Annotated in this window: 17 protein-coding genes; 13 read left to right on the top strand and 4 right to left on the bottom strand. The window is 40.7% G+C overall.

Annotated elements, in window-relative coordinates; genetic code table 11:
- Both BW935_RS18510 and BW935_RS18240 read left to right on the top strand, forming a co-directional pair.
- The coding region (locus BW935_RS18510) for a hypothetical protein (protein ID WP_175606695.1) at positions 1–465 on the top strand (465 nt) is incomplete at its 5' end.
- 157 nt (positions 466–622) lie between these two features.
- A complete protein-coding gene (locus tag BW935_RS18240) occupies positions 623–820 on the top strand; it encodes a hypothetical protein (protein WP_139325574.1) in 198 nt (65 codons plus the stop codon).
- 34 nt (positions 821–854) lie between these two features.
- Here BW935_RS18240 and BW935_RS18740 read toward each other — a convergent pair whose 3' ends face one another.
- On the bottom strand, positions 855–1,055 hold the full coding sequence (locus BW935_RS18740) for a transcriptional regulator (protein ID WP_076503107.1): 201 nt from the start codon (positions 1,053–1,055) through the stop codon (positions 855–857).
- 346 nt (positions 1,056–1,401) lie between these two features.
- Between BW935_RS18740 and BW935_RS17640 the strand changes: the two genes are divergently transcribed.
- The 6 genes from BW935_RS17640 to BW935_RS17615 all read left to right on the top strand — a co-directional run bounded on the left by BW935_RS17640 (position 1,402) and on the right by BW935_RS17615 (position 6,864).
- Positions 1,402–2,991 (top strand): RHS repeat-associated core domain-containing protein, encoded by a 1,590-nt coding sequence (locus BW935_RS17640; protein ID WP_076503106.1) that lies wholly within the window; start codon positions 1,402–1,404, stop codon positions 2,989–2,991.
- Between the two features lie 2 nt (positions 2,992–2,993).
- Positions 2,994–3,500 carry a hypothetical protein gene (locus BW935_RS17635; RefSeq protein WP_076503105.1) on the top strand — a complete coding sequence of 169 codons (507 nt, stop codon included), beginning with the start codon at positions 2,994–2,996 and terminating at the stop codon, positions 3,498–3,500.
- Between the two features lie 776 nt (positions 3,501–4,276).
- Complete coding sequence (locus BW935_RS17630; RefSeq protein ID WP_076503104.1) at positions 4,277–5,371, top strand: GH-E family nuclease; 1,095 nt, start codon at positions 4,277–4,279, stop codon at positions 5,369–5,371.
- A 5-nt stretch (positions 5,372–5,376) separates the two neighbouring features.
- Positions 5,377–5,856, top strand: a complete 480-nt coding sequence (locus tag BW935_RS17625) for an ankyrin repeat domain-containing protein (protein ID WP_076503103.1) — start codon at positions 5,377–5,379, stop codon at positions 5,854–5,856.
- 47 nt (positions 5,857–5,903) lie between these two features.
- Positions 5,904–6,200: a hypothetical protein gene (locus BW935_RS17620; protein ID WP_076503102.1), complete on the top strand. Its 297-nt coding sequence runs from the start codon at positions 5,904–5,906 to the stop codon at positions 6,198–6,200.
- Between the two features lies 1 nt (position 6,201).
- Positions 6,202–6,864 carry a hypothetical protein gene (locus BW935_RS17615; protein ID WP_076503101.1) on the top strand — a complete coding sequence of 221 codons (663 nt, stop codon included), beginning with the start codon at positions 6,202–6,204 and terminating at the stop codon, positions 6,862–6,864.
- A 40-nt stretch (positions 6,865–6,904) separates the two neighbouring features.
- On the opposite strand, the gene BW935_RS17610 is transcribed toward BW935_RS17615, so the two are convergent.
- Positions 6,905–7,240, bottom strand: a complete 336-nt coding sequence (locus BW935_RS17610) for a helix-turn-helix domain-containing protein (protein WP_035080001.1) — start codon at positions 7,238–7,240, stop codon at positions 6,905–6,907.
- A 151-nt stretch (positions 7,241–7,391) separates the two neighbouring features.
- Here BW935_RS17610 and BW935_RS17605 point away from each other — a divergent pair, with 151 nt between their 5' ends.
- From BW935_RS17605 to BW935_RS17595, 4 genes are all read left to right on the top strand, one after another.
- Positions 7,392–7,610: a hypothetical protein gene (locus BW935_RS17605; protein ID WP_139325573.1), complete on the top strand. Its 219-nt coding sequence runs from the start codon at positions 7,392–7,394 to the stop codon at positions 7,608–7,610.
- Between the two features lie 798 nt (positions 7,611–8,408).
- Positions 8,409–8,540, top strand: coding sequence for a hypothetical protein (locus BW935_RS18815; protein ID WP_262484348.1), 132 nt, complete (start codon positions 8,409–8,411; stop codon positions 8,538–8,540).
- 65 nt (positions 8,541–8,605) lie between these two features.
- Entirely contained in the window at positions 8,606–9,151 is a 546-nt protein-coding gene (locus BW935_RS17600) for an RHS repeat domain-containing protein (RefSeq protein ID WP_139325575.1), read from the top strand.
- 108 nt (positions 9,152–9,259) lie between these two features.
- Positions 9,260–9,640: a hypothetical protein gene (locus tag BW935_RS17595; protein ID WP_076503098.1), complete on the top strand. Its 381-nt coding sequence runs from the start codon at positions 9,260–9,262 to the stop codon at positions 9,638–9,640.
- Between the two features lie 413 nt (positions 9,641–10,053).
- On the opposite strand, the gene BW935_RS17585 is transcribed toward BW935_RS17595, so the two are convergent.
- The gene (locus tag BW935_RS17585) at positions 10,054–10,254 is read right to left on the bottom strand and encodes a hypothetical protein (protein WP_076503096.1); all 201 of its coding nucleotides are present in this window, start codon (positions 10,252–10,254) and stop codon (positions 10,054–10,056) included.
- 152 nt (positions 10,255–10,406) lie between these two features.
- Between BW935_RS17585 and BW935_RS17580 the strand changes: the two genes are divergently transcribed.
- Positions 10,407–11,525, top strand: a complete 1,119-nt coding sequence (locus BW935_RS17580; RefSeq protein ID WP_076503095.1) for an RHS repeat domain-containing protein — start codon at positions 10,407–10,409, stop codon at positions 11,523–11,525.
- 455 nt (positions 11,526–11,980) lie between these two features.
- Here BW935_RS17580 and BW935_RS17570 read toward each other — a convergent pair whose 3' ends face one another.
- Entirely contained in the window at positions 11,981–12,382 is a 402-nt protein-coding gene (locus tag BW935_RS17570) for a helix-turn-helix domain-containing protein (RefSeq protein WP_084565988.1), read from the bottom strand.
- Positions 12,383–13,488: the final 1,106 nt, after the last annotated feature.

The following is a 13,488-nucleotide window of genomic DNA, read 5'->3' as shown; positions in this document are numbered from 1 at the left end:
AAAAAGACCTTTATCAACTTCTCCCATCAAACTGGGAAGAATACCGTCCAAAATAAAATCCATTCTTTACAAGATGGGGTTGGTCGGAGGGATACATTTAAGGGCTTAGCTCCTAATATTGAAGTTAGTTCTGCTTTATCGATAACAGAGAATTTAGAGAAAGGGCAAGTAACTATTTCGTTCGATCTTTCCAGTAAACAATTTCCGGCAACGGAAGGGTTTGTTCAGGACGCAGCTGGAAACAGTGTATTCTTAGGAGGTGCAGCAGCTTTTGGAAGTGCTGGAAATTTGGTTAATGCTGATAAAAAACAAGTTTCTACAATTGATTTGATAATTGGGATAAATGATAAAGGAGTATTTCAAAATGTAACAATGGGAGGAACGACTTATTCCCTTGATGATTTTAACAATCTACGAACATCCAAACCTGCAGGACCATTCCCGAGAGAGGACAAAGACAAATAAGCAAATGATAAGTTATATAATATACGGGATATACAATCTGGTTTTTCAAATAGCTTCCATCGGCTTTTTGTTTTACGCCAATACATACCTGAATGGGTTCATTATTCCTGATCGCCTTCGATGGAAGAACGGGGGACTAAGGGAAGACCTAACAAGTTTGGCGTTCGCACAAGCAACAGTATTAATAATAGAGGCTGCTTTATTACTGCTTCTGATTTACTACGTTAACAAGTGGTATTTAACCAACTTGGCAGGAGCAAGTGATCCTGTCAAGGTTGCACTATGGACAGCAGGTATTTATGCAGTTATTACTGTGGGGGTAATACTTGTGACGACTTACCTGAACTTCAAATAATTAAAAAAGCCCGGCAAGTCCGGGCTTTTTGCATTTATAGCGCAGCGACATTTTTCTGGAAGAAGTCTTTAAATTTTTTGTTGGTGAGCATCTTGTCGATCAGCTTGAATATAGTCTGTCTGTCCTCGTCTTCTAGCTGCTGGATAAGCCTGAGCTGTTCGACGGCGGTTTTGTCCTCGATGACGACTTCGGACGGGATGTCCCCGTCATATGCAAGTATCTGGTCGGTGGTCATGTTAAAGAGCTGAGCTGCTTTCTAGAGTTCATCCACGGTGATTGCCCTGGTTCCCTTTTCTATTTTTGCTGTATGCCGACTTGTCCACCCCGATATGGGTGGCGATATCGATCTGCTTGAGCCCTTTCTGTTCCCTTCTGGTTCAAGTCTCCTGACTTGGACCTAAACCATTGCAGTTTTCAAACTGCCACTTATAAGTCTTCAGACTTCAAAGAACAAATGCCATCGGCATGACCGACCTCTTAACCCAGCATTTCAATGCTTGGTAAAAAAACATGACACCCCCATAACAGTGCTGTAGGTACAGACTAAAGTACTGCCAACTTTCCAATCTTCTAATCAACCAATGACTAAAACAGTGTCCATCAGTGTTCATCTGTGGAAACAATCCATCAACAGAATCCACATAATACACTCGAGCCCCCTTCTGGTTCAAGTCTCTGACCATCTTCACAATACCACTGACGGAGGTGACCGTGTAGTTTGGCTCAATGCCGACAGAGGCAGGGTTCTTGGCCCGATCAGAACTCAAGAAGTACAGCAAGGGCAAACACTCAATCTAAGTGTACAAGGAAAGTTTGAAGATCAAAAGAAATCCACTAACTTACCCCTGTTTGCAGGAGGGTTTGCAGACAAGGAGCGACTGATCCAAGGCCTAACAGAATCAGGCAACCGACTAAGCAAAACAGGAGGAGAGCTGGCAGTCATAAATGTACTCTGGCTTATCCTCAGAGACCTAGGAGAGAAAGAAGTCCCCGTAGCCTACATGGCCTACAGCCTCTACAACAGTGACAGTGTAGAAGTAGCCCGAGGCAAGCATTTGCTCACCAAAGCCTCCAAAAACAAACACGAGTACCTTTCAGATACGCTGAAAGTGGAAGAAGATGGATATATCGAAGTTTACTTGGTCAATGAGACAAGTGAGAATGTGTGGTTTGATGACTTTACTGTGATGAGCAGTACACCCATCATCGTCCAGGAATCGCAGCCACCGCACAACCTGGCTCAAAGACTCACGTCTTTGCCCTCATTTGGAAGCGAGCTCACAGGCCTAGCCTACAGCTACAACAACCACACAAACCGAGAGAAATACAACGGCAAAGAGTTTCAGGATGAGCTCAATCTGGGATGGTACGACTATGGGGCGAGATTCTATGATGCACAATTGGGAAGGTGGGGAGTTGTGGATCCGATGGCAAATTCCTATCAGTCATTCAGTCCATACAATTATGCGCTGAATAATCCGATTAAATTCATCGATCCTAATGGTTTGTGGGTCGAAGAAACTGATGCCGGTCAAGGAGACTTCGACCCTGATCTGACAGGAGTAGATCTAGATAAGAATAATGATTGCTGTACTGATTTGCCAGAATTTGTTGTTGAGGGTTCAAAGATTAAAAAAACCAGAAATTTCGGAAGTGGATTTGTTGATGGTTTTGGTGCAGGTATTGGAAGTACTGTAGATTTCTTTGCCAGTTTAGGCACAACACAAGGTTGGAAAGATTTGGGGCAGGGAATGCTTGATATGGCAATGTTGGGATGTCAAACTTGCCCTCAGGGTATGATGATGCGAGCTCAAATGGCTGATAGAACCATTAACTACCTACAAAATATCCCAAATATGTCAGCTTATGAAATGGGATATGATCTTGGGTTTGGTACTGAAAAAGCTGTTGAAGCGGTTCTAATATCTAGAGGAGCTGGGTTTGGCATGAACGTAGCGAAGTATGGTTTAGGTGAAGCAATGTGGCAATCTTCAACTCTTGGCCCTAAAAGTATTCTTTTTGGTCGTTATCATTCTGTTTATGTGCCTCAAGGTAGGAGGGGAATTCTTAATACAGGAATGAAAACAGGTATTGGGTGGTCAAATCATGGTTCTAACCATGTGTTTAGAGGGAAATACAATGGAAATAAAATTTTTCAAATAAATAAGTAATTATGTCAGGATTTCTTTTTCAAAAACCAGATATTAAGCAATTCATGGAAGAACTTAATGGAGTTACTAAAGATTTGTCGTTAAAAATTTATAGCCTTCTAGAATGTGTTGAATTAAAGAAGTTAGAGGCTTCAAGGGTAGAAATATTTCCAGAGAAAAATCGCTGTGTATTTTTTCTAAATCCTATATCTAATGAGGTAATTGAATTTCAAATTGATATCTACGATCAGTATTATGATTTATTTGCAAATAAAGAAGAAGTTTTTATCCAGCAAAAAAATTCAAATCCTGATAAATCGTTAAGGATAATTGAAGGATATTTAAAGTCTAAGGTTAAATTAAGTATATCACAAAATAAAGAAAATAAGATTTTAAAGAAAGAACTCAAGTTTTATATAAAAGGGGAATTAATGAATGCTTTTTCAAATGTTTCATGTTTCTCTTTTTTATACAAAAAAAAGCATGGAAAAATTTTAAATTACGATGCTTGGATTGATGTCAAAGAATAAAAATCTTGCGATTGAAGGGTTCGCCGCTATTCGGAATTTGCAATTGCAAAACCAGATAAAAAGAATTTGTAATTCCAATCACCCTTCTGGTTCAAGTCTTCCGCTTTTCGGAATTTGCAATTGCGATCATTAAATAACCCTTTATCCCCCTCAAAACACCCTCCCCTTATCGTCCCGATCTCTATTCCTTTCCCCTATATCTATAATTAACGGGACTCGCGGTCATTCGTGCGCACATCTCAACCCCGCACTACGGCGCATAGCGAGCATTGTGACTATCCCTACATTCATGCGCCTGGTACAGGGCTACTAAGTGTTGATCCCCCTCTGGGGATCTGTATTTTGACTATCTGCGCTTTAATGCGGGCAGGACGACGGAGATCCGGGCCAGCTGTGGCCTTGTGGGTGGATAGAGCCTGTCCCGATCACTATCGGGAATATCTCCGTCTTGCCCCGATGCCTCGGGATTGTTACTTTTCGCGTCAAAGCCTGTCCCGATTATTTCGGGAACAAAAAGTAAGAGAGAATCACCTTAATATCAAATTCAATTCTCTCACTAAAATCAAACCTCCATCAACCCCTAAGGATTTGAAGATCAAAAGAAATCTGCTAACTTACCCCTGTTTGCGGGAGGTTTTGCAGACAAGGAGCGACTGATCCAAGGCCTGACAGAATCAGGCAACCGACTAAGCAAAACAGGAGGAGAGCTGGCAGTCATAAATGTACTCTGGCTTATCCTCAGAGACCTAGGAGAGAAAGAAGTCCCCGAAGCCTACATGGCCTACAGCCTCTACAACAGTGACAGTGTAGAAGTAGCCCGAGGCAAGCATTTGCTCACCAAAGCCTCCAAAAACAAACACGAGTACCTTTCAGATACGCTGAAAGTAGAAGAAGATGGATATATCGAAGTATATCTGGTCAATGAAACATCAGAAAACGTGTGGTTTGATGACTTCACCGTCCAAAGCACAACACCTATAATCGTCCAAGAATCACACTACTATCCATTTGGCAGTGAGCTCACAGGCCTAGCCTACAGCTACAACAACCACACAAACCGTGAAAAATTCAACGGCAAAGAATTCCAAGACGAACTCAATCTGGATTGGTATGATTATGGGGCGAGGATGTATGACCCTTTGCTTGGTAGGTGGGGAGTTGTGGATCCAATGGCAAGTAAGCGAGATTGGGTTTCTCCGTACAACTTTGTGCAGAACAATCCATTGTCAAGGATAGATCCGGATGGTAGGTTTGATATCAGGATTCATGGTGAGAACAATTCCAGTGTTACAGTAGTGACCGACCTTATTGATATCGATATTAATGCAGGTGGCTTAGTTGGAGATTTTGGAGGTAATTATTCTTTCCAAGGAGATGACATTTTAGTTGCAGCGCTAGATATTGCTGGAATATTTGATCCAACTGGAGCGGCGGATATTGCTGCTGGCAGTATAGAAATGAAAAATGGAAATTTCTGGAGTGGAATGGCCAGTTATGCTGGTGTAGCACCTCTAATAGGAGACGTTGCAAAACTTGGAAAAGTCCCCAAACATCTCAAAACTATTAATAATGCTATTGATGCGACAAAAAATAGAGTTAAGCTTCGGAAAGGAACAGTTGAACAAGTTAAAGATAATGCTCCGAAGAATCGGAATGGAGATTATTTAGATCCTAATACTGGTCAAGTGATTCCAAAAGATGATCCATTTGACATTGGACATAGACCAGGTCAAGAATGGAGAACCAGAAAGGAAATGCATAAACAAAATGGTAGTACCAGAAAAGAGGTTCTGGATTCAGAGAATAATCCTAATCTTTATCAGGTTGAAAACCCTAGCTCTAATAGAAGTCGTAGATATGAAAAGAAATAAATTTTATGAATAAAAAATTTGATAAAGCTAAGTCATTTTTATATAAAAATGATTTTGTAAGTTTTGCGGAGATAATAGTAGGATTCGAAAATTTAAATTTTGTAGATAAAGATGGTAGAACATTATTAATTTATACAATATTAGAAAATAATAAATTGTTTACAGAATTTTTAATTAATAATGGTGTAAATATAAATTTGGCGGACAAAAATGGTTGGAGCCCTCTTCACTTTTCTGTAAACGAAAACTTAATAGAGTTAGTGCATATCCTTCTAGAAAATGGAGCTGAGGTTAATTCTCAAGATAATTTTGGAAACACAGTTTTGTGGAGGGCAGTTTTTTCTTCTGAGGGGAAGGGAGAGGTAATTGAAAAGTTACTTAAATATGGCGCGGATCCAGAAATGAAAAATAATTACGGGATAAGTGCATTGGATCTAGCTAACACTATAGATAATTATAATGTGAAGCAGTTTTTTAAAAAATAACTAATACGGAAGTTGAAAAAAGTAGATTAAGGGAGGCCAACTCCAAATTGAGTCAGAAAGCCCAGCATGGTTATGAAATTTTCAACAAAAAAACTGGTGATGTTTTAGAGCACGGGATTAGCGTACAGAAAAGGTCAGCCAACCAAATCTCAACTGGGGGGTCTCCAAGGATCGACCAGAAAGTTAGATCAAAATACGGCAATGACCCTGACATTGGAGGCCGAGTAATAGATGGGAATTTAGGGAATAGACAACAGGCACTAGATTGGAAAAAGGGGAAAGTGCAGGACTTCAGAACAAATAATAATAATCAAAAGCCTCTAAGACAAATTAGACCTAATTAATATGCTTAATCAGATTACATTAGCTTGTTATACGCAGGGACATAAAAATCAGTCAATCAATTCAGAAGCATGGTCGATTCCTGAACTGTACTGTTCTTTTTTAAAAGACTTTGATACTGGCAAGGTGGTAAAAGTAAATGTCAATATTAGAGAAGAATGGGGTGAATTGTTAGATTATTATGAAAGCTATGTGGATGTTATTACTATTAGAAACCACTTTGACTTTTCTAGTTATTCGGTTTTAGACAAACAGGGCAAGAAAAAGATGCAATTGGAAGCTGTACATAAGGGAATAATGCAAATAGCCGCAAGGAAAGGATGGTCAAAAGACCCTCTTCTGGATGCCTATAACCAATGTTTGGAAAGGAATCTTGAATATCATTTTGATGTAGGCAAACCGAAGTCATCACCTGACAGGAAGCACAAAATAGGTTTTTGGTGTAATTGGGATCTGAATGAGTTTGAACTCTATTGGGTTTTGTTCGATAAGCAAAACAGGGAGCTAAAGCGTGAAAGATTCATTACCAAGCTCCCACACGAGGGTGAGTTTGTTTATTACTTGAAGTGGAAATGGATAAGTGAAGGAAAGGTTGTCTTGGAGGACAATTACAAATATGGTAAGAACGAATCTTGGATGATTGATCTTGTAGATCAAGTGGTCTAAATCAACTAAAAAAAGCCCGGCACTGCCGGGCTTTTGTGTTTTATAGTGCTGCAATACTTTTGAGTTTGGCCGCCTTGATAAAAGCATCGATGGTGGCGAAGACGTGCGACTTGTTTTCCGGGTCCAGGTTTTGGATCTCCTTCAGTTTTTTAAGCGTTTCGTTGTCAATGCGCTCATACTCCCCGTCCTTTACCAGATAATCCAGGGTTACCCCCAGTGCATCGGCGATCTTGGCGGCTACGTCAATGGAGGGGATGTTTTCGCCCCGTTCATACTTACCGATGATATCCCCGGAAGTCCCGACGAGCTTCCCCAGGTCAGCCTGCCTGATTTTTTTCTGCTTACGGGCGAACGCCAATCTGTCTGAAAAAGCCATAAATACCTCGTTTTTGAGAGTTATATGATAGTGATTCACAAAAATACATCACTTATAGGTCAAATACAATTAACATAGCTCTTGCATGTAAAAGTTAAATGGGTTAGTTTTGTGAGGTATTTATCAGATGGAAATTTTTAAAGAAAGTTTTATGGCAGAGGAAAAAGAGTATCGATACGACTACCGGGAGCTGGACAGGTTCCTGGGCGAAGAGCACGACCCGCAGCTGCTGTCCGAGCAGCTGGACACGCTGATGGGCGACCTGGTGTACGTGTGCAGGAACGAGGCGGACTTCGCCGGGGAGCTGAGCGACCATTACCTCCGCTATTCGGAATTTGCAATTCCGAAACCAGATGAAAAGAATTTTTAATTCCAATCATCGCTTCTGGTTCAAGTCTCTTGACCTGTCCGATGCAGGCGGGCTTGGACCTAAACCATTTCGGTTCTCTAACCGCTCTCTAATCCAAAATCTTGCAACCTATAATCCAAAATACAATCCCTCTGCGTCCCTCTGTGCCCTCCGCGGCAAAAACTAAAAGACCCTTCTGGTTCAAGTCTCATGACCTGTCCGATGCAGGCGGGCTTGGACCTAAACTATCGCAGTTTTCAAACTGCCACTCATAAGTCTTCAGACTTTATTTTGATGCTAAAGGATTGATTAATGAAGGAAGATATTACAGACCTCTTAACCCAGCATTTCAATGCTTGGTAAAAAAACATGACACCCCCATAACAGTGCTGTAGGTACAGAGCAAGGTACTGCCAACTTTCCAATTTTTCAATATTCCAATCTTCTAATCAACCAATGACTAAAACAGTGTCCATCAGTGTTCATCTGTGGAAACAATCCATCAACAGAATCCACATAATACACTCGCCACCTTCTGGTTCAAGTCTCCTGACTTGGACCCTAACCATTGCAGTTTTCTAACTGCCCAAACCGTCAGACGGTTCAATAAGCTCCCGTCAATTTTCAAGATCTTTCATAACCGTCAGACGGTTACACCCCCCTTTAACCTTTTCCCTTTCTCCTCTTTTCCGCTATTCGGAATTTGCCCCGATTCCTCGGGGTCCAAACCAGATAAAAGGGATTTGTAATTCCGATCATTAAAAAACCCGCTGCGGCGGATGTGTCAATGCCATCACAGTCCTCAATATAATAGATATCATGGCCAAAGACCTCCAAAAGAAAGATGCTCCAGAAGCATATATGGGCTATGCCCTTTATAGCTTGTCCCGAAAGCAAAGCGTATCGGGAATGCGGATAGCAACCTTTATGAATTTGGTAAGCATATTTTGAGCAAAAATGCTGCGAATAAGCATGAAGTTTTGGAAAATAACCTCTATATTCCCCAGGACGGATTTATGGAAACGTTCTTGGTGAATGAAACAGACGAAAACGTATGGTTTGATGACTTCAGCATTATGAGTACTGGCTCTCCAGTGATTCAGGAAACCCACTATGACCCTTGGGGTTTAGAACTTACTGGACTTGGTTTCCAAGCAAGCGGTATGAAGGTGAATAGGTATCTCTACAACGGGAAGGAATATGTCGACGATCTCAACCTGAACATCTACGACTATGGAGCCAGAGGCTATGACCCTGCGATAGGCAGGTGGAGCGTTGTTGACCCTAAAGCACACCTGATGCCATCTTGGTCACCGTACAGTTTTGGGTTCAATAATCCTCTCAGGTTTATCGATCCTGATGGACAGTTTCCAATCGATATTCATATTCGAAGTTTTGCCCCATATAAGCGTTTTGGTGCCGGGCTATGGCACGGAGATAACAGAGGATTTAGTACTTCTATGTCTGCATCATCGCGAATCAGGCAAGTTTCCTCTTATGAAACTACAACTGGGGCAGGAACAACAACTGCACACGGAAATTTATCATCAAGTGTTTATTGAGCTTGGGCTTATTCGGAAGCCTATGTAAATGGAGGTTCTTCTGCACCAATATCAGGGGGTAAAATCAATACTCACTTATATGGGAACAATGATGCTTTATTGCCTCCAATGTCACCTTCTTTAATACCACCAGATGGTGGCCCTACTTGGGATATTGATGTTCACACCAACCTAAATATTAATGTAGCTGATGCAGAAAACGGTAATCAGATTTTAAGTATTGTAGGGCAGATAAGCGGAGATCAATTCCCCAATGCGGAAGGTTTTGTTACTGATAATGATAAGAATTCAATATTCTTGGGTGCTTTTCAGTCTAAAGCAGGACCCAATAAAGGGCCTTTTGTGACTTTAATGGGAGATAAGAAAAAGCCGATGTTTGATGTAAATATATCAATAATGGTAAATCAAGATGGAATTTTTCAAGGTGTTATGGAGAATGGAAAGTTGATTGGAATTGATGACTGGAATAAAAGATTCACCAATGATTAATCAGATTTTGAGATGATAGCAAGAATAAAATTTTCACTAATATTAACGCTTGTCTTAATTTTATCGGCATTTATGCCTGTGCTTAATATTCTAATTTGGCACTTAAATGCAGTATTGCTGTATGTTTTTGGAGACAATTGGAATGCTCATATCTGGATGAATTTACTTTTGTCAGTATTGATATTGATTTTCTTCTTTAGAAGTCAAAAGCAATCTCGCTCGATAACATTGGGAATTTTATCAATATTTTTTCTTCTACCTCTTTTTCTCTACCTCTTTGAGAATCATTTTAGCGAAGATGCTCCCTATTTTCTACAGTCGTTAGTTGGAGGGCTAATTGCGGGAGGGATACTGATAACAACAGAGTACTTCAAAAAATAAATAAAAAAGCCAGGCTTATCAGCTTGGCTTTTTCATTTTACATCATTAAGCACTCCTGAAAGTGCATCTTTTAATTTTTTCTTTCCTACCAGCGCATCTACAAAGGAAAACACCATTTTCTTTTCTTCATCGTTGAGCGTCTCGATAAGCTGTATTTTTTCCATCAGGGAAGCATCATAAGAATTTACATCGGCCAGTTTATCATCTGTATCAAATAAGTCCGAGAGCTTCACGCCCAAAGCTTTGGCAATCTTCCGCTATTCGGAATTTGCCCCGATTCCTGGCGCTCCAAAACCAGATAAAAGGGATTTGTAATTCCGATCATTAAAAAACCCGCTGCGGCGGATGTGTCAATACCATCACAGTCCTCAATATAATAGATATCATGGCCAAAGACCTCCAAAAGAAAGATGCCCCAGAAGCATATATGGGCTATGCCCTTTACGATGCGGATAGCAACCTTTATGAATTTGGTAAGCATATTTTGAGCAAAAATGCAGCGAATAAGCATGAAGTTTTGGAAAATAACCTCTATATTCCCCAAGACGGATTTATGGAAACGTTCTTGGTGAATGAAACAGACGAAAACGTATGGTTTGATGACTTCAGCATTATGAGTACTGGCTCTCCAGTGATTCAGGAAACCCACTACGACCCTTGGGGATTGGAGCTTACTGGGCTAGGGTTTCAAGCAAGTAGTATGAAGGTAAATAAGTACCTCTATCAGGGCAAAGAGTTATTGGATGATCATAGCCTGAATATTTACGATTTTGAAGCCCGTGGATATGATCCGGTTATTGGACGGACATGGCAATTGGATCCTCATGCCGACAAATACCCTTCCATGTCGCCTTACAGCTGGGTAGCGAATAACCCGATATTGATGATAGACCCAGACGGTAAAGATTTTTTAATCTGGTACACCGATGATAAAGGAAAGCAGCAGAACTTCAGGTTTACCGGCAACAATGCTGATGGTGCCCCTAAAAACGAGTTCGTCCAGCAGTTCCTGAGTGCTTACAATTACAACGCTGAAAATGGTGGTGGAGAGAAAATGCAGGGGATTGCAACTAACAACAAGATTGCTGTTGGTGTAATGTCTACTGAATATGAATCAGGCCATAGGGGAGGTAATATTTATTGGAATTCAGAATTGGGAGCAGAATATGAAAAAGCAACCGTATCTCCTGCCACTGTATTGGAGCATGAATCAGATCATGCTCTTGAGTTCAAAACTGCTCCTGAGAATTATAAAAAGGGAGTGGGAACACCTGATTCACAATATAGGAATAAAGAGGAGAGACGAGTTATTACGGGATCCGAACAAAAAACCGCACGTTCAAATAGGGAAATTCCTGCCAATAGTGTTACTAGAACAAGTCACTCAGGTAGAAGCGTAATAACTTCAGGGCCAACTTCAAACAAAAAGAATGTGGCAAAAACAGAGGCTTATTACAAGAAATTGAGAGAGGCTCAATTAAAATCACTGGATAAAAACTGGTAGCAGATGAAAAATTTTGGATTGTTTCAAATGTTTGTGTTGTTCCTTTCGTTTGCATTGCTTTCCTGTGAACGAGAAAGTAGGGCGATCAATAAAGTAAGGGTGACATATTTGCCAGAGTACACTAATGTAATGGTACCTGTGACCTGTGAATCAATTGACTTTATGTTAACTTTTCGTGACACGAAAGTGATATCGGATAAAGCATTCCTAACTTCTCTTAGCAAAGAATTACAGGGTTTGAAGGCAAATGATAGTATAAGATCTATTGATATTAGGATTAAAATATTGATTGATTATTCAAATAAGACTGATACTTTGTGTCTTGGGGAGTTTTTCGATACTATCTTAAACGGTAACTTAATGGAAGACAACCCAAGGCTGCTGGATCTTATAAAATCGGAGATATATTAGATATGTAAAACCAAAAAGCCCGGCGATGTCCGGGCTTTTTGTATTTACAGGGCAGCGATATTTTTTTGTAAATAGTCCTTGAATCGTTTTTTGGAGACGAAGGTCTCAATAAGCTTCAGGAGGATGGATTTTTCCTCTTCGTCGAGTTCGTTGATCAGCTGGAGCTGTTCGAGTGCTGCCTTGTCGTTGACTGAGACCTCGGCGGGGACGCCGTTCTTTTCGTCGAAGTAGATCACCTCGTCCACCGACATCCCGAAGCTTTTGGCGACCAGTACAAGGGCATCGACGGGGATCTCCTGCTGGTTGTTTTCCATCTTGGAGTATCCTGTCCTGTGCGTATGGATCAGGTCGGCCATCTGCTGCTGGGTATATCCCTTGCTCAAGTCTCCGCTATTCGGAATTTGCAATTCCGAAACCAGATAAAAAGAATTTTTAATTCCAATCATCGCTTCTGGTTCAAGTCTCTTGACCTGTCCGATGCAGGCGGGCTTGGCCCTACACCATTACGGTTCTCTAACCGCTCTCTAATTCAAAATCCTACAACCTATAATCCAACATACAATCCCTCCGCGTTCCTCTGTGCCCTCCGCGGTAAAAACCAAAAGGCACACACTAAAATACCCAATTTTTCAATATAAAAAAAGTACAAATCAATCTAAAATAATCATATTTTATTCAAAAATTACCCCATTTTCCCCCGTCTCTCTCCCGACCGTGTTCCGACCGTGTCCCGTATGCCTCCCGACCATTCGCCGACTTTTGGCGAAAAACCAAGAAATCATATAATTATTCTAAGAATATAAACATTTGATTTTCAAGCCCATTTTCAGTACAATTTTTTAATCCACTATTTTCACATATTATTTATTATGTTTATCCGCTTTCGTACCTCCTAGGTTCCTCAACGATACTCTGTGTAACACCTAAAACCTACTGTATCAGAAAAATAATCAATTCAGCCATACCCCATAAAACTACCATACCCCTAAATCTGAATTCTACCATTTAAAATCTAAAATTCATTTGCTTTTTGGAATTTGCCCAGATTCCTTGGGATCCGAAACTTGATAAAAGAAATTTGCAATTCCGATCATTAAATAATCTTTTATCCTCCTCAAACCACTTTCCAATATCGTCCCGACTTCGACCATCTTCCCCCATATCTACATCCCCCGGGACTCACGGTCATTCGTGCGCACATCTCAACCCCGCACTGCGGCGCATATCAAACATTCTGACTATTTCTAAATTCAAGCGCCTTGTACAGGGCTATTTAAAGTTAAGCCCACTACGGGGCTTTGAATTGTGACTATCTGCGTTTTAATGTGGGCGGGACGACGGAGATCCGGGCCAGCGGTGGCCTTGTGGGTGGATAGGATATCTCCGTCTTGACTTTTTTGTTACTTTTTGTGTCAAGACAAAAAGTAAGAGGAATTAACATCTCCATAAAAACCACCGAGACTGTTCATTTAAGTGTGTCTGCTAACTTTACACAATATGAACAAGAAAAAGACAATTGATGACTTATTAAATGATCCTAAGATGAGTGAAC

It is taken from the genome of Belliella pelovolcani (assembly GCF_900156785.1).
Classification (GTDB): domain Bacteria; phylum Bacteroidota; class Bacteroidia; order Cytophagales; family Cyclobacteriaceae; genus Belliella; species Belliella pelovolcani.
Note: the sequence above shows the minus strand (reverse complement) of the source record. Positions and strands in the feature narration are given on the sequence as shown.